Source organism: Vibrio sp. R10-SG3-ISO10 (assembly GCF_059834185.1).
This window is the reverse complement of the sequence record NZ_JCBDHG010000025.1, coordinates 60,372-78,912: the sequence shown is the minus strand read 5'-3', so window position 1 is coordinate 78,912 and position 18,541 is coordinate 60,372. Positions and strand designations below refer to the sequence as shown.

Below are 18,541 nucleotides of genomic sequence, written 5' to 3'. Positions count from 1 at the left end.
TAAGGCGACCGATAAGGTCGCCTTTTCTATGCTAATTTAGCATTAGCCCAAGGCTGTAACTCTTCCAACACCTTTTCGACATCAATACGCGCCATATCTTCCTGGCTTGCTTTATCATCGGCTTGCGGTGGGCAAAAAGCGATGTGATTCCCTTTTGAATTAATCGGTTGCCAACGTAGTGGCGTGGCAGAACGTTTACTTGGGAAGAAGCCAACGGTTGGCACATCGATCGCCGCCGCAATATGTAACGGGCCAGTTGAGCCTGCGATAAACATATCGGCACAAGCAATCGAGCAAGAAAAATCAACCAAACCATCGTTTTTGTCATATAGCGCTGCATTTCTACCGCAACTAACCATCAATTGCTGCAACTCAGCGGCTTTTTGTTCTTCACCTGGTCCTGCGGTCAATACCACTTCAAATTCACCCGCTAAAACGCTGACAAGCTGGGTGTACTGCTCTAAAGAAAGATTATTAGCTGAACCACCACTACCGGCATGGACATAGACCCAAGGCTTGTTTACATCCAATTCGAGTTGTTGTGCCAGCTTGCTTTTTTGCTGTTCTAACTGCTGCGAACTAAACGATAAGTAAGGCGCTGAAGGTTCAACGATAGGCTTACCAATATCACTTAAAAAGGCACGAATAAGATCTAGGTTGTATTCAAACTCTGGCTTAGCCGATTGTGAACGCTTTTGCTTAATGCGCTTGTTATAGAAGATCTGCGCGAGCTTAGTCGCAGGAGCTAAGCGATAAGGAATCTTGCCCTTCCAAACTAACCTGGCGTTATAAGTGGTAGAGAACAAGTTAATCGAAGCATCAAACTGCTCGTGACGAATCTGCTCAATCAGCTCTTTCTGCGCATGTTTTGTAGCTTTCTTTGTCACATCGACGATAACATGGTCAATCCATGGGCATAGCTCTGCAAGCGCAACCGTATATTTAGGCACCAGAGCAGTAACCTGACAATCTGGTAGCGAGGCTTTAAGCATGGCAAAGCTCGGCCATGCCAACATAAAGTCGCCGATTTTGTCGTTTCTCACTACCAGTATTTTTTTCATCACTCAATCCACATCTATCTTTTGTTCCAATGATAACGGCTTCAGTGGGTAATTGTGAGCCTTTTTGTTAACATTGAAGGAGATGGAAAAATTAGAGACGCGCAAAGTGAGCCAAAAACGCCTATCCCGAGTGATTTATCCGGGAACATTTGATCCTATTACTAACGGACACCTAGACTTAATTGAACGTGCCGCAGATATGTTTGATGAAGTGATCATCGCCGTTGCAGCCAGTCCAAGTAAAAACACCATGTTTACCTTGGATGAGCGTGTTCAGTTCGCTCAACAAGTCACAAAGCACCTAGACAACGTAAGCTCTAAGGGTTTTTCAGGCCTTATGGTAGATTTTGCCAAACAAGAGCAAGCTAATGTATTGATTCGCGGCCTGCGCACCACTGTCGACTTCGAGTACGAATTTGGCCTAACAAATATGTATCGCCGCCTTATGCCAGGACTAGAAAGCGTATTTTTAACCCCAGCCGAAGAGCATGCTTTTATCTCTTCAACCATAGTACGCGAAGTGGCTATTCACGGTGGTGACGTGACCAACTTCGTACCAAAAGTGGTCGCGGAAGCGCTAAAAACCAAAGCACATGTTTAATGGAGAGCTGGAGAGCTGGAGAGCTGGAGAGCTGGAGAGCTAGGTTATTAGGTTCTATCTCTCCTTAAAAACAAATCCTATCCTTCTTGTTGAAGCAAAGGTTCTTGCACCTCACAGCCCGCAAGCACCTCTCGGAGGACGAAGTCCGTTCCAGATTCTCGTAGGGCGCAGCCCGTTCCCGAAGGACGTAGTCCGCTCCGCCCTCTATTTCTGACACTGACTACAGAAAAACGTATTGCGCTGACCGATCTTCTGCTCTTCGATAAGTTCACCACAGGTTGGACATGGCTCGCCCGCTCTACCATATACTTGCAGCTCTTGAGCAAAGTAACCTGGCTTTCCATCGGCTTGAGCGAAGTCTTTTAGCGTCGTTCCACCTTGTTTGATTGCAGTATCCAGCACTCGCTTAATCTCTTTGACTAATAATTCCCACTCTTTCGCCGTTAGCTTTCCGGCGGGTCGTGTTGGGTGGATACCGGAACTAAATAGCGATTCATTAGCGTAGATGTTACCTACGCCAACCACGACTTTGTTATCCATAATAAATTGCTTCACCGCAACGCGCTTATTCGCGGCCTTTTCTGCAATATAATCAGCATTGAATTCAGGGGTTAGCGGTTCAGGCCCCATACTACCTAGTGCTGCATGAGTACCATCTTCTGTCCATAGCCAAGCGCCAAAACGCCTTGGATCGTTATAGCGCAGCACCTTCCCGTTAGCTAACTTCAGATCAACATGATCATGTTTAGCCGGTGAGATCTCGGCATCTAGCACTCTTAGTGAGCCTGACATCCCAAGATGGACAATCGCGCTACCAGCATCTGTTTCGATCAATAAATACTTGGCTCGACGGGAAATCCCTCGAATGACCTGCCCTTCCATTTTTTTCAGCTCCGCAGGAATATCCCAACGCAGTTTAGGAGTGCGAAATGTCAGTTTATCCACCGTTTGACCAATTAAGTGAGGCGAGATCCCCATTCGGCTTACTTCAACTTCAGGTAATTCAGGCATCAATTGTTCCTATCGCATGCAACACATAGTGTGGATTTACTCAGGCATAAGATAGCGAGGTTCAACCGAAATGGCTATCCACTTGTCTTGCCAGTTTTTCAGCAACCAAAATTGTGGGGTTTGGTAATAAGTGATCCTTTGTGGCTCTTCCTGATCTAAATACCATGCTTCAATTGAACTTGGGATACTAAGTTGAGGCTTTAAGCTATCGAAGTTGTCTTGAGTCACTTCTGTGCCGACCAAATCAATCCAACGTTGTGCAAGCTCCTGTTCAGGAATAGCGGTATTGACAGTACTGCGCCAACGTCCTTGGTTTTTCTCCAGTGACCAATCAGAGAAATGTAATGCCTGTAACTCTGCCTGAGGGTTCAACAAATATGGATAAGGGCTTTCAACTACCGTCGGCTCAAGTAGATAGGCTTTGATCAAAGTAGGAAGGTTAAGCAAAGCGATAAACGCGATAATGCCTAACATAAGGATATTGTTCCAACGTCTACGACGTGCAGGGGAAACTCGCATAGTGTCTAACTTCTCTGCCTTTAACTGACTCAAAAGTAGCAGAAAAGAGGTAGATAGGCGAGGGATGCGGGATGCGGGATGCGGGATGCGGGATGCGGGATGCGGGATTATTTTATCCAATTAGAAAACAAGTGCCGCTAGCAATCTTCGATAAGCCAACTACACATTTTTCTCGCAGGGCGAAGCCCGATCTCGGAGCACAGCGTTCTGTAGGACGAAGTCCGTTCCCGGAGGGCGTAGCCTGTTCCTTCTATTCAAAATAAAAAACCCAACCATATTGCTATGATTGGGTTTCAATTCACGCTTCCCGAAGGAAGTTCAAAGAAGAATCAATTACTTGATTTTAGCTTCTTTGTACATAACGTGCTGGCGAACTACTGGATCAAACTTTTTGATCTCAAATTTGCCTGGCATGTTACGCTTGTTCTTATCAGTCGTGTAGAAGTGACCAGTACCTGCAGAAGATACTAGACGGATTTTCTCACGTACGCCTTTCTTTGCCATTGTCTATTTCCTCTTAAACGTTTACGCCGTTTGCACGGATATCAACAAGAACAGCATCGATGCCTTTCTTATCGATGATACGCATACCTTTAGCAGATAGACGTAGTTTAACAAAACGTTTTTCGCTCTCTACCCAGAAACGATGAGTTTGTAGGTTCGGCAGAAAACGACGCTTAGTAGCATTGCGTGCGTGTGAACGGTTGTTACCCGTTACTGGACGCTTACCAGTTACTTGGCATACTCGTGACATGAATGTCTTCTCCAAAATCGTTTCAGCTCGATATCAACCTTGGTGGCCGAACCTCTCAGTTTCTAAATTAGAAGTTTGAGGTCTTATACCGCTATGGAAACCCATACAAGGCTATCAAAGGTCGCGCATTATACTAACTTGAGTAGCATTGCTCAAGACCCGAACAGATCCTTTTTACAGGTTTTCGTGATCTTTTTTAGGCAGAGCTGATTTATGTGCTAAAAAATGTCGGGGGATTGTAGCAGAAATCAGCGAACTCACAACTAAAAATGTGATTTAAATCCAACCGCGCTCCGCAAAGGAAACAATCTCTCCATCGCCAACCACAAAGTGGTCTAGCACGCGGATGTCCACCAGCGCTAACGCATCACTGATTCGGCGGGTTATTCGTCGATCGCTTTGGCTAGGCTCTGCAACGCCTGACGGGTGATTATGTGCCAAAATCAGAGCCGCTGAATTGTGCTCTAAAGCGCGCTTAACGACTTCTCTTGGGTAGACTGAAGCGGCATCTATCGTGCCTTGAAACAGAGGCTCTCCACATATTACCCGATGTTGATTGTCTAAAAAGAGCACAAAGAATTCTTCTCTCTGCTTATCTCTGAGCAGTCCAGATAGATAGAGTTTAGTTTGTTCAGGGCTAGTCAAGGCATCACCGCGCTTTAGCGTCTCAGCTAAGTAGCGTTGGGTCATTTCTAGTACTGCTTGCAGTTGAACATATTTAGCGACACCGAGTCCTTTGTGGCGACAAAAATGGTCTAAATCAGCAGAAAAAAGCGCTCTCAGTGAGCCAAACTCCTTAATCAAATGGTCTGATAGAGCCAGAACATTCATTCCTTGGGTACCCGTTCTTAAAAATATCGCTAGCAGCTCGGCATCCGTTAGCGATTGCGGGCCATGTGATAGAAGCTTTTCTCTAGGCATGGATTCTTTTGGTAAAGCGCTCATCTATATCCCATCAGTAATGAACTCAGCAAAAGTTAGAGTAAGTAAAGAAGGCATCATAGATAAAACCGAGCAAGAAACAGTGCGATTAACTAAGCGCAGAGCTTGAAACAATCTAGCTATAGAGGTGTGACAAACTTTGCACCAAATCAACTTTCAAATTTAATAACTCAGATAGCGACCCTAGGCACGTAAATATCAGCCGTGGTATCTTACGGGCAGAAATTTTAAGGAAGATCATCATGCAAACACTCGCAGGCAAAAAGATCCTATTAGGTATTAGTGGTGGTATCGCTGCTTACAAATGTGCTGAACTAACTCGCCGCCTTATTGAACATGGGGCGCAGGTTCAAGTGGTTATGACCAAAGCAGCTAAAGAATTTATTACCCCACTGACCATGCAGGCCGTATCTGGCAGACCTGTCTCTGATAGCCTACTCGATCCTGCTGCAGAAGCCTCTATGGGACATATCGAGCTTGCCAAATGGGCTGATCTTGTTTTGCTTGCACCGGCAACCGCGGATTTAATTGCCCGCATGAGCGCAGGTATGGGTAATGATTTACTCACGACCTTAGTGCTTGCCACCGACTCGCCCATTGCCGTTTCACCAGCGATGAATCAGCAGATGTATCGCAATATCGCCACCCAAGAGAACATCGCAACCCTTGCACGTCGTGGTATGCATGTTTGGGGGCCAGCGGCAGGCGAACAAGCGTGTGGAGACGTGGGCCCTGGGCGCATGTTAGAGCCAATGCAGCTCGTCGAGCGATGTGAACAGTTTTTTGCTGATAAGCCACTAAAAGGCAAATCGGTGGTGATCACGGCGGGCCCAACCCGTGAAGCAATCGATCCTGTGCGTTATATTTCTAACCACAGTTCTGGAAAAATGGGCTTTGCATTAGCGCAAGCAGCAGCGGCACAGGGAGCAAAAGTAACGCTCGTTTCTGGCCCAGTCTCCCTTGCGACACCAGCAGGTGTAGAACGTATTGATGTCGACAGTGCGCAAAGCATGTATAACGCTGCCATAGAGCAAGCAAAAACTCATGACATCTTTATCGGCTGCGCCGCAGTTGCTGATTATCGCCCTGAATCTATCGCCGAACAAAAAATCAAAAAGACAGATGATAGCGATCAAATGACCATCACTATGGTGAAAAATCCCGATATTATCGCTTCTGTCGCTGCTCTCAGTGAATCTCGACCATTTACCGTTGGGTTTGCTGCCGAAACTCAAGACGTAGAACACTACGCTCGTACAAAGCTCAGCAAGAAGAATCTTGATATGATTTGTGCTAACGATGTCTCTGTCGAAGGGCAAGGCTTCAATAGCAACGACAACGCAATCACCGTATACTGGAAAGATGGTAAGCAATCACTTACCCTTGCGTCGAAGCAACAAATTGCCTCGCAAATCATCACGACAATCGCGAAAAAACTAGAAGCGTAAAGCTCATATTTATTCTCAAGAAGAACAAACCTTCGCGATAAATGGAATTGTCATAAGTTGTTGGCTTTGAGCTATTTTGCTCAAAGCTTTATTCAGAATGGTAACAATAAGGAAAAAAGGTTCATGGCCGGAACAAGAAAAACCAACCGCCGAGATGAAATTTTGCAAGCATTGGCTGAAATGCTGGAGTCCAACGAAGGCGCTTCACGTATTACAACCGCAAAACTCGCTAAGCAAGTTGGCGTTTCAGAAGCCGCGCTGTATAGACACTTTCCAAGTAAGGCGCGCATGTTCGAAGGCTTAATCGAGTTTATCGAAGAGTCTCTAATGTCGCGTATCAACCGTATTCTGGATGAAGAGAAAGACACTCTGACTCGAATTCGACTCGTACTGCAATTGATTCTGGCCTTTGCTGAGCGCAATCCAGGTCTGAGCCGTATCTTGTCTGGTCATGCACTAATGTTTGAAAATGAACGCCTGCGCGACCGTATCAATCAACTATTTGAGCGTATTGAAACCTCTATCCGTCAGATCCTGCGTGAGCGTATGCTGCGTGAAGGAAAGGCATTTCCTGTTGATGAGAAGGTATTAGCCGCCCAACTACTTGGTCAGGTGGAAGGCAGCTTAAACCGATTTGTTCGCTCTGATTTTAAATACCAACCGACTGCAAACTTTGAAGAATACTGGGCACTGTTAAGCGCACAAATTAAGTAATCACTATGAGTAAAGATAAGTACAATCAACCGCCTCCATTTACCCTTTCCTTACTACACCCGAGAAATTGGGGAGTTTGGCTAGGCTTTGGACTGCTCGCATTGATTGTTAATGTTCTCCCTTACCCGCTGTTGCTGCGTTTAGGGCAAAGCATAGGTCGTTTAGGGATGCGCTTTGGCAAATCCCGTGTACATGTCGCGAGAAGAAACTTCGAACTCGCTTTTCCAGACATGTCACAAAGTGAGATCGACAAAAGCGTTGCAGGAAACTTCAAAAATACCGGTATGGCCTTAATTGAAACCGGGATTACCTGGTTTTGGCCGACATGGCGCTTTAAACGTATTTTACAGACTAAAGACGTTGAAGAGCTAAGACGCTTAGATAAGGAAGGCAAAGGTGTCTTGCTTTGTTGTGTTCATGCCCTCAACCTTGAGATCACCGCACGAGCCTTTGGAGTATTGGGTTTACAAGGCTATGGCGCTTACCGCCCGCATAGCAACCCAGCCTATGAATTCATTCAATATCGTGGTCGCACACGTAATGGCAACAAACTTATCTACCGTACCGACCTTAAGCAGATGATTCGCGTGTTACGTCAGGGGCATCGCCTATTCTATCTGCCAGATCAAGATTACGGTCATAACAAATCTGTGTTTGTGCCATTCTTTGCCGTTGAAGAAGCCTGTACCACCACGGGAACGAGCATTCTTGCTTACACCAGTAAGTGTGCCATTATCCCGGGCTCTGGCTTTAGAAACAGCCAAGGTAAGTACGAAATCATCGCTGATAAGAATATTGAGCCTGACTACCCGAAAAAAGATGAAACCGCCGCTGCGGCATATATGAATAAATTTGTCGAAGAGATTATTATGCGTGCTCCAGAACAGTGGATGTGGCTACACAAACGCTTCAAGTCACTGCCAGATGAAACGCTAACCAACTCTCGTTATCAATAGAATAGGCCCTGCTGAATGAGCACCAATGAAAAAAACAGCATAGATAAACACCTGCACAACCCAACTTTTGAGTGGTCTTTCCTCCACCCTAAACATTGGGGCACTTGGTTAGGTATCTTGTTTGCTGGGTTATTTGCTTTTATTCCATATCGCTGGCGTGATGCGCTTGCACGCAAGTTATCCGTCTTTGCCGTGCGCAAAAATGGCCGTGTAGTCCGACGAGCTCGCGTTAACCTAAGATACTGTTTCCCTGAAAAGTCTGAGCAAGAGCGCCAAGAGATCCTTGAAGAAACTTTCGTCAAGGCTGCGCAGTACCTATTGGGTTACTCTGAATTTTTAGTGCGCTCAACCAAACACAACCAAAGCCGTGGCGTGATGATTGGAGAGGAAAACATCTTACCGCTGCTGGATGCTGGCGAGAACGTAATCATCCTAGCGCCTCATGCATGGGCGGTTGACTACCCTGCGGTTATGCTTGCCGCTAAAGGTTATAAAGTCACCACCATTATGAAGCCACAGCGCAATCCAATTGGTGACTGGCTAATGCAGGTTCAGCGCATGCAGTATGGTGGCCGTATCTTTGCTCGTGAAGCAGGGGTGAAACCTTTTGTGCGCTCAATTAAGGATGGTTATCTGGGTTATTGGTTACCAGACGAAGACTTTGGCGCTGCCAACTCTGTGTTTGTTCCTTTCTTTGGTACAGAGAAAGCCACGCTCAAAGGTTTTGGTAAGATGGCTCGTCTATCAAAAGCGAAAGTCGTCCCTGTTCTGCCTGCTTACAACGATAAAACCGGTAAGTATGAAGTACATATCTTACCTGCGCTTGAAAACTTCCCAACAGGCGATGAAGAGACCGATGCTCGCGCGATGAACCAAGCGATAGAAGATTTAGTTCGTCCACATCCAGAGCAATACATGTGGAACCTTTCGCTACTGAAAACCCAACGCGATGGTCGTGAGATTTACGATAACTCACACCATGGTGATCGGGATGATATAGAGAGCTAGAGAGCTAGAGAGCTGGAGAGCTGGAGAGCTGGAGAGCTGGAGAGCTGGAGAGCTGGAGAGCTGGAGAGCTGGAGAGCTTCAAAAATGAAGGGTTGACGTGAAAGCGTCAACCCTTTTCATTTCAATAACTTAACCCCGCCATCTTCAAGAACGAGGAACGAGTGAGTTGGGGATATCTTGAAGCGAATCGAACTCTTAATGAGATTCCCTACTCGCTCCTTCGTCACTCTATGGAATGACAGTTAACTTCTCGAAGAGCGAAGCACGTTCCCGATTCTCGGAGCAAAGCGTTCTAAAGGACGAAATCCGGTCTTAGATGCCGTACTCAGCGCGGTACGCTTTTACTGCTTCTAAGTGCTCTACGTCAGTACCTTTCTCTTCAAGGAAAGTCACTAGGTCAGTCAGGCTTACAATTGAGATAATTGCACAGCCGAAATCACGCTCAACTTCTTGGATAGCAGAGAGCTCACCTTTACCTTTCTCTTGGCGGTCAATCGCAACCAACACGCCAGCAAGGTCTGCGCCATTTGCTTGGATGATTTCCATAGACTCACGAATTGCTGTACCTGCGGTAATCACATCATCCACCAGCATGATACGACCTTCTAGCGCGCTACCGACTAGGTTACCGCCTTCACCGTGGTCTTTCGCCTCTTTACGGTTAAAACAGTAAGGTGTGTCGATGTCGTGATGATCTGCTAGAGCTACAGCTGTCGTCGTTGCAATTGGGATGCCCTTGTAAGCTGGGCCAAATAGTACGTCGAACTCAATGCCAGAATCCGCTAGCGCAGCTGCGTAGAAACGACCTAGACGCGCTAAGTCGCGACCAGTATTGAAAAGACCAGCGTTAAAGAAGTACGGGCTCTTACGGCCAGACTTTAAAGTAAACTCGCCAAATTTTAGGACTTCTTTCTCTAGTGCAAACTCAATAAATTCACGCTGGTATGCTTTCATTACTTTCTCTCTAAATAAAAGGTCTAGTTGTCTAGACGGTTTATAAACAGTTCAAAACTTAGCCTTAGCCAAATTTTGATAAAAAAATAGCTTCCTAAAGAGGAAGCTATCTAAATCAATTTTCTAACGCCGCTTTCTGCGCCGCTACAATTTCGGTAATACCTTTGGTCGCCGACTCCAGCAATTTCATTAGCTCAGCGTGAGTGAAGGGTTCGCCCTCTGCTGTGCCCTGAACTTCGATCATGCGACCATCTTCCGTCATCACAACGTTCATATCGGTATCAGCTGCTGAATCTTCTGTGTACTCAAGGTCACACAGGATATCTTCACCTAGAATGCCCACAGAGACAGCCGCTACGTGACCTTTCATAGGGTTCGCTTTTAGCTTGCCTTTCTCTACTAGGTGTTGGAATGCATCTGCCATCGCAACGCTCGCACCTGAGATAGACGCAGTACGCGTACCACCATCCGCTTGGATTACATCACAGTCTACTGTCACCATGATTTCGCCCATTGCTTCTAGGTCAACTACCGCACGTAAGCTACGAGCAATCAGACGCTGAATTTCCATCGTACGACCACCTTGCTTGCCGCTCGCCGCTTCACGACGCATACGCGAGTGAGTCGAACGCGGCAGCATGCCGTACTCAGCCGTCACCCAACCTTTACCCTGACCTTTTAGCCAGCGCGGTACGTTTTCTTCAACGGTCGCATTACACAGCACTTTCGTGTTGCCGAATTCAACTAGCACAGAGCCTTCTGCATACGCAGTGTAGTTACGAGTAATTTTGATTGGGCGAACTTGGTCCGCCTTGCGATCGTTTGGACGCATGGGCATCTACCTTATATGAAGGGGGAGACGTTTTTGGTTGGAGCAGGATTATAGCGAAGTTTGCTCTACAAAGCTATCCATCCGAGATTTGTGCTACTATTGCCCCGCGTTATTTTCAAAGATGATTAAACAGGAAAATTCGATGATCTACAGTATGACAGCCTATGCACGCAAAGAAGTGAAAGGCGATTGGGGCAGTGCCGTTTGGGAAATTCGTAGTGTTAACCAACGCTACCTTGAAACTTACTTCCGCCTGCCAGAGCAGTTCCGTGGCCTAGAACCAGTCCTGCGTGAGCGTTTTCGTAAACGCCTAGCGCGCGGTAAAGTGGAATGTGCATTGCGCTTTGAAGCTAACCCAGCGGCGAAAGGCGAGTTAAGCATCAACGAAAATCTAGCACAGCAAGTGATCAATGCGGCTAACCAAGTGATGCAGATGACTGGCGAAGAAAGTCGCCTAAACCCATTCCAGGTAATGAACTGGCCGGGTGTTATGGAAACCTCAGAGCAAGATATGGATGCGGTAAACAAAGATCTGCTAGGTGCATTTGATGAAGCAGTGAGCGAATTTATTGAAGCGCGTGGCCGTGAAGGTGAAAACATGAAAGCGCTTATCGTCCAGCGCTTAGATGCGATTACTGAGGAAGTGGTTAAAGTACGTGCACGTATGCCTGAAATTTTAGAGTGGCAACGTGAGCGTCTGTTCTCGAAGTTTGAAGAAGCGAAAGTTGAGCTTGATTCATCACGCGTTGAGCAAGAGCTGATCCTTCTAGCACAAAAATCTGACGTGGCAGAAGAGCTAGACCGCTTAGACTCGCATGTAAAAGAAGCGACTAATATTCTTAAGAAAGGTGGGGCTTGTGGCCGTCGCTTAGACTTCATGATGCAAGAGTTCAACCGCGAATCAAACACGCTTGCCTCAAAGTCTATCAGCACAGATATCACAGCGTCGGGTGTTGAGCTGAAAGTGCTTATTGAACAGATGCGTGAGCAGATCCAGAACATCGAGTAATCTGCTCTAACCAAATTTAAAGCCCTGCAATGCAGGGCTTTTTTTATATCGAATAGCCCACTTGCTTCAGTACTCTAAACCCAATAATCTAATCAGGTTATTTGTAACCTAGACTCTTCCCTATGGCCTCGTCTCCTTGCTATATCTTGCAACTGAATGTTCCTATCAAGTTCTATCCTGAACGAAATCACTTGGTGATTGATGAGCAAGAGGTTCATATAGAGCCACTGCAGGCTCGACTACTTAGCTACTTAATCGACTGCAAAGGTCAAGTGGTCAGCACTCAGCAAATCGCTGAATCCGTTTGGCAGCGTAGCCACGTCTCGGACAATCTCGTTAGGCAGGTCATTAGCCAGTTGAGAAGTCACTTACAAGATAACTCTCGGCCATACCAAGTGATTCAAACCATTCCTAAGCAGGGCTATCTGCTTGATATCAAGGTTACTCAAGAGAATGAGCCGACATCAGATACATCGGTGGATGGTCTAGAGGAATCTAATGCCAACATTGAGGTGACTGCTAAAAACAAACGGGGGATCTATCTCGCCCTCGCAAGTATCTGTTTAGCTGTACTGGCAACTCTACTGCTCGTTACCAACAAGCAAATACAACTCAATACCCACTCAGCTGAGGTGCAAACACAGACCATTCCCGTTTATATCCACGAACTGACACTGGATTCGAGCCAAGATTACCCCATGGCTGAGAGCGTGTTTAATTACCTGTTTTATGGATTAAATTCAGCACGCAGTATTACCGGCTATCATTTCTCTCAGTTAGCTCAGCAAGATCAAGAAAACTTGGTGCGACAAGGGGTTGAAATTAAAGGTTGGATAAAACATGTAGAGCAAGACTACCTTCTCACCTTAATCGTTCAAAACCACCAGCACCCTGAACTCAATCATAAAATCAAGCAGACATTTAATGAAGGCTCTTTCTTTGATGCCATTGGTGATGTGGTACTAGAGGTTAAGGCTGTCGTTGCTCCAAATACAGCTGACTATCAAGCGGCAAACCATCGAGTCACCTCAATCGATAACTTTGATGACTGGAAAGCGATCTCTGCTGGGATTTCCTTGTTTTATCAAGGTAAAGGTGGGGAAGCTTTCAAGCCTATCACTCAGCAACTTCAACAGATTCAGCAACAAGGCCGTGACAACTACTTGGTCAATGCTCTGTTGTCATATGCGGCTTCTCTCGATTATCTAGAAGGTCAAAAGCAGAAGAGTCAATCACAGTCGCTCGTCTTGGCTAAACAAGCATTTGAGATGAATCCGCGCTGCGACATCGCTAATCTGACGCTGGGTTTAGCGCTACTGATCAACAACCAGCACGATCAGTCATACCCTTACCTATTTTACGCTGCTGAAAGTACCCCGAGCCCGATCAGTTACTATCTGCTTAGTGTTACCGAGCAAAGTGCAAACAACCCTAAAAGCTCGCAATACAACTACCAACGTTTTGAAAGCTTACAGAAAGAGAGCAAAGGACAACTGTTTGATCTTATTGAATCTTCACAAAAAGCAAACCTCTTCTAAACCTCAGATTTTGTCAAACTCTAAGCCTTACTCCACACTTGAACTGGTAAGGCTTTAAGCCCCTTAAGCCCTAGCTCTCTGTACCCAGAAAAGTAGGGATTTTGTCTGCTTTAAAATCAAGTTGCCTTGCATCAAGCATGAACAAAACCGCTCTTAGCATACTAGCGAGCAATTCAGTTTCATCCGTTTAGGGTACAAGTTCATGTTGAAAAAACTCGCTTATCAAATCATTCCAGTCCAAATATTTCTGTTTGTATTTTGGTTCAAGAACGGCTTCATCGACAAAGTGATGGGGGTCTTACTGGGCGTAATAACGCCAGAAACCGCCTATGCAGGTGATACATGGTCTGGCTGGAAAGGTTATATCGTCGGAACATGGGACAAAAGCCAAGTCGGCCACGTGTTTCTTAGCCCAACGTTCGACTTTATGTTTCCTATTTTGATTGTGTTGCAGTGCTTGCCATTTGTTCTAGTTATTCGCTCTGTGCTCAACGGCGAGTTTATGGCTAACAAACAAAGACCTTGGCTGCGTTATTCTGCAATCGCATCACTGTTTGTCGCTGGTTGTATGGCGTTGACTCAAACTCTTTCAGGAGCGAGTGACGGCCAGTACCTATGGCAGTTTATGGGCTTTAGCATGGTGGCACTTATGTATATCCGCCACGAAGAGCAACACTAAAACACAATGCCCCGCTTCACTCGCGGGGCATTTTGGTCTAAATAGCTACTCATCTTTCTCTAAGGTGTTTCTATCCACGTAAGGCCAGTAATGGTGCCCAACTCGAATCACCATAGTAGCGACGGCCAGAATCAATGCCGCGACAGACAACCACACCACCAAAGTCGCATCCATCTCTTTCATTCCTAGGGTGATGTAACGAGCAATAGCCATCATGGCGATATAGATCGGGTATCTCACTGGAATCTTACCGTTCATCACAAACTGCTTAACCATGGCAAGCACTTCGAGATAGATAAACATCAGCAGAATATCGGTAAGAAGGACACGCTTTTCAGTAAACACATGCAAAAACTCTTCAACCATGGCGTACAAAGTAGCGAGCGTAATCGCCACCAAGAGCACAGCTTCTAGAGCATAAAAGATCTTAAGAAACGGTTTACTAAATGACTGAGGTAAGTGAGAAGGCATGCGTTGTTTCCAAAACAATCCAATTGATTGAAAAACAGTTTATCACGAGGAAGATAAAAAAGAGTTGGCAAACATTCATCCTTTAGTCGATGTTGCCAACTCTTCTAACAATTACAGTAGCAGCAAATAGGCTAAGAAAATGGCTGACAAGGCGTAAATCACCGGGTGAACCTGCTTACCCTTACCGGCAACAACCATAGTGAAGGCATAGCTGATAAAGCCCATCGCCATACCATTGGCTGGCGAGAAGCTCAGTACAGTGAACATAATGGTAAAGAATGAAGCAATGCGAGACTCTTTCTTCTCCCAATCAATCTGGCCTAAGCGACCAATCATGTAGATGCCTACCACGACCATAGCCGGAGCAACCATAGCTGCAGAGAAAATAGAGAACAGAGGGTACAAAAACAGTGAAACAAGGAACAAGCCTGAAACCACTACCGCCGCTAGACCTGTTTTCGCACCTTGCGAAGAGGCGATACCAGACTCAGAGAACGCAGTAATCGAGGTTGTACCAAGAACCGAACCAATCACAGTTCCTCCAGCATCCGCAACTAGGGCTGAACGAGCGTTAGGTACTTTGCCATCTTTGTCGATAATACCTGCATCACGGCCAACACCCACTATCGTGCTCATGCCATCAAAGAAATCGACAATCAGGAAGATAACCACAACAAACAGCAGATCGAACATCTTGTCTGCAGTCAGGCCAGAGAAATCAAACACAGCACCAAACGTACTCGCCATACTTGGCGGTGCCGTCACGATTTGCTCAGGAATTGGGGCATTGCTTGTTCCCATCACCATATCAGCGATAACGGTTAACAGAATCGCACTGACAAATGAGATAAAAGTCGCCAGCTTGATGTCACGAACCATACAGCCCAAGGCAATAAAAATACTGATGTAGGCAATGATGACTTGAGGGTCAGTGATATTACCCATACCGACCAAAACAAACTTGTTCTCAACAATGATGCCCGCGTTCTTTAAACCTAAAAAAGCGATAAACAGACCAAGCGATACCGTAATGGCGTTCTTCAGATCGTTGGGAATCGACTCTATCAGAGCTTTACGAATATTGGTCAGGGAGAGAAGCAGATAGAGCACACCTGATAAAAAGATGCCAAATAAGGCTTCATTCCATACCAAAGCGACCGAGCCGCTGAGTAGCATCCCTTTAAAGAAACCATTCATACTCATGCCTGGCGCAAGCATAACTGGGTAATTACCCCAAACACCCATAATGAAAGTCGCGATAGCCGCAGCCAGTGCTGTTGCGGTAAACACAGCGCCTTTGTCCATACCTGGTATGCCGCCCAAAATGGCTGGATTAACCGCCAAAATGTAGCTCATTGCCAAAAAGGTAATAAAGCCAGCGTATAGCTCGGTACCTAAGGTTGTTTTACGCTCAGCAATTTTAAATACTGAATTCAGCACACCAGACTGACTCTGGGCTTTTAGAGTTGATTCGAGACTCACAATGAAACCTTTACAAGTGGGGTAAACAGTAAACGGGTTCAATGCTGCAAAAAGAGATGGCGCATAAGCTACTGTAGTCACTAAGGTAGGCTCAGTGGTAGAAACGTCCAATCCATTTTATTAGACATATACAGCATTTAATCGTTTGCGCGGATTGTAAAGATCTCGAATAAAAACTCAATAGCTTTGTGAGACTTTGGCAAACGTTTGCTTGGTACTATTTTCTAGAAAGCACCGCAAGAGTAACAATCATTATTGAACATAAAACCGAACAGGTACCGTCCAAGTTAACGTCTCACCATCGACTTCCTTTGGTGGAGAAGGCAAAGGCATCGCTCTAAATACCAAATCCAGTGCTTCTCTATCTAGAGATTCTGTACCACTACTGCGAATCAACTCTACCCCTAAAACTTTGCCAGCCCGGTCCATGGTAAAAGTAATGAGTGGCACTCCTTGTTTACGTAGTCTCTTGGCACGCCTCGGGTATTGCTTATGCCGTTCAAGATGCAATACGAGCTGTTGTTTCCAATCTAAGCGCACTTGCCTTAAGTGCTGACTGAAAGCCCCAGCGACCCCTTGCAGTTTCTCTTGCCGATTTTCCACTTCAACCTTAGGTGCGCTTTGTTCAACTTGAGCAACGGAAGCGGGTTTAGAAACAGTCGGTTTTGCTGGAGGTACTTGCTTAACTTTTGCCGGAACTTGTCTAACGCTAGACGTACTTTCACTCGGTTCAACGTTCTGAGATTTGGCCAATTCAGAGTCAAGCTTGGACTCTTTGACAAAGATAGGTGGTGGCTCGGAGGCAAGCTCCACCTCTTTTTGGTCTGGTTCTGGCTCGATTTCCTTTTCCTCTGCAGGAGCGTCATCGGTAACCGTAGCAACTGAGTCGATCGACTCGACCTGCTTAGCCCCATCATTAATGGCTTGCTCTTCAACCTTAGGTGCTGCAATTGGCGCAACCATAGCAACACTGACAGGTATTGCGGCTGGTAGCGGTACAACTTCTCTTTTCGGTTGGTAAAGATAATAGAGAGCGATGGCAAGGTGGATAACGACACTGACTGCAACACCCGGTACCAGCCACGGCATAAATCCATCACTCGCTACTTTTCGATTTTGCATCATGTGCTTTTATTCTCTGTCGACTCCAAACCAACCAAAGCAATCTGTCCATAACCTGAAGCAACAAGTACGTTCATTACCTTCATCAAACTTTGGTAATCTAGCGTCTTATCCGCTCGGAGATAAATGCGTTGCTCTTTATCAGCTAAAACCTGAGCCAAAGCTTGTGGCAACTGATCTAAGTTCACCTGCGTCTTTTCTCCTAGCGTAAGAGCCAAATCAGCGCTTACCGTAAGATAAAAAGGTTCTTTAGGTTGTGGAGAAGGAGTCGCCGAAGACGTCGGAAGATCCACTGGCACGTTAACCGTCGCTAGCGGAGCAGCAACCATAACGATGATAAGCAGAACCAACATTACGTCCACAAAAGGAGTAATGTTGATTTCATGGTTAACCGCTAGCTCATCTTGCTGCGAAGATACTTTAAACCCCATAGACAAACCTCACCTAAGCTGCGAGCTTTTTGCCATCAATGGCAATCGGTTCCCGGTCTAAATCACGGCTGACCAGTACCATTAAGGCAGCAGAGATATCAGCCATTAGAGCGCGATACTGACTGACTCCTCGAATAAAGTGATTGTATAGAACAACTGCGGGAATAGCGGCGACCAAACCAATCGCCGTAGCCAACAAAGCTTCTGCAATGCCTGGAGCAACTACAGCCAAAGAGGTATTCTGAGATTTAGCGATGCCGATAAAGGCATTCATAATTCCCCAGACGGTGCCAAACAAACCAATGAAAGGGCCGACCGAACCTACCGTGGCCAAAACCCTAGTCCCACTCGTCATTGCACTACTAAGTCCTGCTTGCACACGTTCTAGCCTTAACTGCAGGCGCTCTTTAATCCCGTCTTCATTGTCTGCCCGAGCCGACAATACCAGTTCTTTTTCAGTAGCCTCAAGCAAAGCAAGCCCTGCTCCTTCAGCACTATCGCATCTTAGCTTCCCTTCAACCAAGGTTTCTGAATCAAGCAGTTCAGTAAGAAGATGCTTAGCACGACGACAAGCGAGGTGTAGCTGGATTTGTTTTGCGATACCAATAGCCCAAGTCACACCAGAAGCGACCAATAATAGGATCATTACCGATTTTACGACCCAATCTGCAGCCTGATACATACCATACAGAGAAATATCATGATGAGGGGAGAGCACGACGGCTTCTGAACCTAACTCTTCACCTTTGGGTTCAGAAGGGGTCGCTTCCTCTACTTGTTGGGTTACCTCTTGCGTAACAGGTTGTAACTCTACGCCTGACGTTGCTTCAGCCCAGCTGATTGCAGGGGACAGTAAAATGAAAAGAATCAGTAGTGGTTTGGTTAAGCATTCCATTGTTTTACTCACATTCGGTTTATCTGTGTGTACTGCACCTAGCCAAATGCGTACACCTCCAATAGTTACACCGAACCAAAAACCAATATCCGTAATTTAATTTTAAGCTATTTC

At 46.0% G+C, this 18,541-nt stretch carries 21 protein-coding genes and 1 riboswitch; of the genes, 8 read left to right on the top strand and 13 right to left on the bottom strand.

Annotation, left to right across the window (positions count from 1 at the left end; all coding sequences use genetic code 11):
- Nucleotides 1–26 precede the first annotated feature (26 nt).
- Complete coding sequence (locus AC6R16_RS21285; protein WP_500675648.1) at nucleotides 27–1,061, bottom strand: glycosyltransferase family 9 protein; 1,035 nt, start codon at nucleotides 1,059–1,061, stop codon at nucleotides 27–29.
- A gap of 106 nt (nucleotides 1,062–1,167) precedes the next feature.
- Here AC6R16_RS21285 and coaD point away from each other — a divergent pair, with 106 nt between their 5' ends.
- Nucleotides 1,168–1,662, top strand: coding sequence for a pantetheine-phosphate adenylyltransferase (gene coaD, locus AC6R16_RS21280; protein ID WP_004742888.1), 495 nt, complete (start codon nucleotides 1,168–1,170; stop codon nucleotides 1,660–1,662).
- A 204-nt stretch (nucleotides 1,663–1,866) separates the two neighbouring features.
- Here the strand turns inward: coaD and mutM are convergent, their stop codons facing one another.
- From mutM to radC, 5 genes are all read right to left on the bottom strand, one after another.
- On the bottom strand, nucleotides 1,867–2,673 hold the full coding sequence (gene mutM, locus AC6R16_RS21275) for a bifunctional DNA-formamidopyrimidine glycosylase/DNA-(apurinic or apyrimidinic site) lyase (protein WP_500675647.1): 807 nt from the start codon (nucleotides 2,671–2,673) through the stop codon (nucleotides 1,867–1,869).
- 36 nt (nucleotides 2,674–2,709) lie between these two features.
- Entirely contained in the window at nucleotides 2,710–3,192 is a 483-nt protein-coding gene (locus AC6R16_RS21270) for a hypothetical protein (RefSeq protein WP_500675646.1), read from the bottom strand.
- A 333-nt stretch (nucleotides 3,193–3,525) separates the two neighbouring features.
- Nucleotides 3,526–3,696 (bottom strand): 50S ribosomal protein L33, encoded by a 171-nt coding sequence (gene rpmG, locus AC6R16_RS21265; RefSeq protein WP_004410866.1) that lies wholly within the window; start codon nucleotides 3,694–3,696, stop codon nucleotides 3,526–3,528.
- 13 nt (nucleotides 3,697–3,709) lie between these two features.
- The gene (gene rpmB / locus AC6R16_RS21260) at nucleotides 3,710–3,946 is read right to left on the bottom strand and encodes a 50S ribosomal protein L28 (RefSeq protein ID WP_004743834.1); all 237 of its coding nucleotides are present in this window, start codon (nucleotides 3,944–3,946) and stop codon (nucleotides 3,710–3,712) included.
- A gap of 276 nt (nucleotides 3,947–4,222) precedes the next feature.
- The gene (radC, locus tag AC6R16_RS21255; protein WP_500675645.1) at nucleotides 4,223–4,891 is read right to left on the bottom strand and encodes a RadC family protein; all 669 of its coding nucleotides are present in this window, start codon (nucleotides 4,889–4,891) and stop codon (nucleotides 4,223–4,225) included.
- A gap of 239 nt (nucleotides 4,892–5,130) precedes the next feature.
- On the opposite strand from radC, the gene coaBC reads away from it, so the two are divergent.
- The 4 genes from coaBC to lpxM all read left to right on the top strand — a co-directional run bounded on the left by coaBC (nucleotide 5,131) and on the right by lpxM (nucleotide 9,014).
- The gene (gene coaBC, locus AC6R16_RS21250) at nucleotides 5,131–6,336 is read left to right on the top strand and encodes a bifunctional phosphopantothenoylcysteine decarboxylase/phosphopantothenate--cysteine ligase CoaBC (protein WP_500675644.1); all 1,206 of its coding nucleotides are present in this window, start codon (nucleotides 5,131–5,133) and stop codon (nucleotides 6,334–6,336) included.
- Between the two features lie 123 nt (nucleotides 6,337–6,459).
- Nucleotides 6,460–7,050 (top strand): nucleoid occlusion factor SlmA, encoded by a 591-nt coding sequence (gene slmA / locus AC6R16_RS21245; RefSeq protein ID WP_004743839.1) that lies wholly within the window; start codon nucleotides 6,460–6,462, stop codon nucleotides 7,048–7,050.
- Nucleotides 7,051–7,055: 5 nt separating this feature from the next.
- Nucleotides 7,056–8,006 carry a Kdo(2)-lipid IV(A) acyltransferase gene (locus AC6R16_RS21240; protein WP_500675643.1) on the top strand — a complete coding sequence of 317 codons (951 nt, stop codon included), beginning with the start codon at nucleotides 7,056–7,058 and terminating at the stop codon, nucleotides 8,004–8,006.
- Nucleotides 8,007–8,021: 15 nt separating this feature from the next.
- Nucleotides 8,022–9,014 (top strand): lauroyl-Kdo(2)-lipid IV(A) myristoyltransferase, encoded by a 993-nt coding sequence (gene lpxM, locus AC6R16_RS21235; RefSeq protein ID WP_500675642.1) that lies wholly within the window; start codon nucleotides 8,022–8,024, stop codon nucleotides 9,012–9,014.
- 312 nt (nucleotides 9,015–9,326) lie between these two features.
- Here the strand turns inward: lpxM and pyrE are convergent, their stop codons facing one another.
- On the bottom strand, nucleotides 9,327–9,968 hold the full coding sequence (pyrE, locus tag AC6R16_RS21230; protein WP_500675641.1) for an orotate phosphoribosyltransferase: 642 nt from the start codon (nucleotides 9,966–9,968) through the stop codon (nucleotides 9,327–9,329).
- 115 nt (nucleotides 9,969–10,083) lie between these two features.
- Nucleotides 10,084–10,800 carry a ribonuclease PH gene (rph, locus tag AC6R16_RS21225; protein ID WP_004410877.1) on the bottom strand — a complete coding sequence of 239 codons (717 nt, stop codon included), beginning with the start codon at nucleotides 10,798–10,800 and terminating at the stop codon, nucleotides 10,084–10,086.
- 142 nt (nucleotides 10,801–10,942) lie between these two features.
- Here rph and AC6R16_RS21220 point away from each other — a divergent pair, with 142 nt between their 5' ends.
- The 3 genes from AC6R16_RS21220 to AC6R16_RS21210 all read left to right on the top strand — a co-directional run bounded on the left by AC6R16_RS21220 (nucleotide 10,943) and on the right by AC6R16_RS21210 (nucleotide 14,026).
- Nucleotides 10,943–11,809, top strand: coding sequence for a YicC/YloC family endoribonuclease (locus AC6R16_RS21220; protein WP_500675640.1), 867 nt, complete (start codon nucleotides 10,943–10,945; stop codon nucleotides 11,807–11,809).
- A gap of 122 nt (nucleotides 11,810–11,931) precedes the next feature.
- Nucleotides 11,932–13,347, top strand: a complete 1,416-nt coding sequence (locus tag AC6R16_RS21215) for a winged helix-turn-helix domain-containing protein (RefSeq protein WP_500675639.1) — start codon at nucleotides 11,932–11,934, stop codon at nucleotides 13,345–13,347.
- Between the two features lie 202 nt (nucleotides 13,348–13,549).
- On the top strand, nucleotides 13,550–14,026 hold the full coding sequence (locus AC6R16_RS21210) for a hypothetical protein (protein ID WP_239852478.1): 477 nt from the start codon (nucleotides 13,550–13,552) through the stop codon (nucleotides 14,024–14,026).
- Between the two features lie 45 nt (nucleotides 14,027–14,071).
- Here the strand turns inward: AC6R16_RS21210 and AC6R16_RS21205 are convergent, their stop codons facing one another.
- The 5 genes from AC6R16_RS21205 to exbB form a co-directional block, all read right to left on the bottom strand.
- Entirely contained in the window at nucleotides 14,072–14,497 is a 426-nt protein-coding gene (locus AC6R16_RS21205; RefSeq protein WP_171323874.1) for a phosphate-starvation-inducible protein PsiE, read from the bottom strand.
- A 111-nt stretch (nucleotides 14,498–14,608) separates the two neighbouring features.
- Nucleotides 14,609–15,979 carry an NCS2 family permease gene (locus tag AC6R16_RS21200; RefSeq protein WP_500675638.1) on the bottom strand — a complete coding sequence of 457 codons (1,371 nt, stop codon included), beginning with the start codon at nucleotides 15,977–15,979 and terminating at the stop codon, nucleotides 14,609–14,611.
- 54 nt (nucleotides 15,980–16,033) lie between these two features.
- Nucleotides 16,034–16,133: riboswitch (purine riboswitch) on the bottom strand.
- A gap of 98 nt (nucleotides 16,134–16,231) precedes the next feature.
- Complete coding sequence (locus tag AC6R16_RS21195; RefSeq protein ID WP_500675637.1) at nucleotides 16,232–17,104, bottom strand: TonB family protein; 873 nt, start codon at nucleotides 17,102–17,104, stop codon at nucleotides 16,232–16,234.
- Complete coding sequence (gene exbD, locus AC6R16_RS21190) at nucleotides 17,101–17,532, bottom strand: TonB system transport protein ExbD (protein WP_500675636.1); 432 nt, start codon at nucleotides 17,530–17,532, stop codon at nucleotides 17,101–17,103. The genes AC6R16_RS21195 and exbD overlap by 4 nt, the downstream gene beginning before the upstream one ends.
- A 13-nt stretch (nucleotides 17,533–17,545) precedes the next feature.
- Nucleotides 17,546–18,427, bottom strand: a complete 882-nt coding sequence (gene exbB, locus AC6R16_RS21185; RefSeq protein WP_500675635.1) for a tonB-system energizer ExbB — start codon at nucleotides 18,425–18,427, stop codon at nucleotides 17,546–17,548.
- Between the last annotated feature and the right edge of the window lie 114 nt (nucleotides 18,428–18,541).

Excerpts from the sequence above, each read along its gene's own strand:
- rpmB (WP_004743834.1), bottom strand. The coding sequence starts at position 3,946 with ATGTCACGAGTATGCCAAGTAACTGGTAAGCGTCCAGTAACGGGTAAC.
- AC6R16_RS21210 (WP_239852478.1), top strand. The coding sequence starts at position 13,550 with ATGTTGAAAAAACTCGCTTATCAAATCATTCCAGTCCAAATATTTCTG.
- AC6R16_RS21285 (WP_500675648.1), bottom strand. The coding sequence starts at position 1,061 with ATGAAAAAAATACTGGTAGTGAGAAACGACAAAATCGGCGACTTTATG.
- AC6R16_RS21270 (WP_500675646.1), bottom strand. The coding sequence starts at position 3,192 with ATGCGAGTTTCCCCTGCACGTCGTAGACGTTGGAACAATATCCTTATG.
- AC6R16_RS21240 (WP_500675643.1), top strand. The coding sequence starts at position 7,056 with ATGAGTAAAGATAAGTACAATCAACCGCCTCCATTTACCCTTTCCTTA.
- exbB (WP_500675635.1), bottom strand. The coding sequence starts at position 18,427 with ATGGAATGCTTAACCAAACCACTACTGATTCTTTTCATTTTACTGTCC.
- AC6R16_RS21220 (WP_500675640.1), top strand. The coding sequence starts at position 10,943 with ATGATCTACAGTATGACAGCCTATGCACGCAAAGAAGTGAAAGGCGAT.
- exbD (WP_500675636.1), bottom strand. The coding sequence starts at position 17,532 with ATGGGGTTTAAAGTATCTTCGCAGCAAGATGAGCTAGCGGTTAACCAT.
- radC (WP_500675645.1), bottom strand. The coding sequence starts at position 4,891 with ATGAGCGCTTTACCAAAAGAATCCATGCCTAGAGAAAAGCTTCTATCA.
- AC6R16_RS21215 (WP_500675639.1), top strand. The coding sequence starts at position 11,932 with ATGGCCTCGTCTCCTTGCTATATCTTGCAACTGAATGTTCCTATCAAG.
- rph (WP_004410877.1), bottom strand. The coding sequence starts at position 10,800 with ATGCGTCCAAACGATCGCAAGGCGGACCAAGTTCGCCCAATCAAAATT.
- slmA (WP_004743839.1), top strand. The coding sequence starts at position 6,460 with ATGGCCGGAACAAGAAAAACCAACCGCCGAGATGAAATTTTGCAAGCA.
- mutM (WP_500675647.1), bottom strand. The coding sequence starts at position 2,673 with ATGCCTGAATTACCTGAAGTTGAAGTAAGCCGAATGGGGATCTCGCCT.
- AC6R16_RS21205 (WP_171323874.1), bottom strand. The coding sequence starts at position 14,497 with ATGCCTTCTCACTTACCTCAGTCATTTAGTAAACCGTTTCTTAAGATC.
- lpxM (WP_500675642.1), top strand. The coding sequence starts at position 8,022 with ATGAGCACCAATGAAAAAAACAGCATAGATAAACACCTGCACAACCCA.
- coaBC (WP_500675644.1), top strand. The coding sequence starts at position 5,131 with ATGCAAACACTCGCAGGCAAAAAGATCCTATTAGGTATTAGTGGTGGT.
- pyrE (WP_500675641.1), bottom strand. The coding sequence starts at position 9,968 with ATGAAAGCATACCAGCGTGAATTTATTGAGTTTGCACTAGAGAAAGAA.
- rpmG (WP_004410866.1), bottom strand. The coding sequence starts at position 3,696 with ATGGCAAAGAAAGGCGTACGTGAGAAAATCCGTCTAGTATCTTCTGCA.
- AC6R16_RS21195 (WP_500675637.1), bottom strand. The coding sequence starts at position 17,104 with ATGATGCAAAATCGAAAAGTAGCGAGTGATGGATTTATGCCGTGGCTG.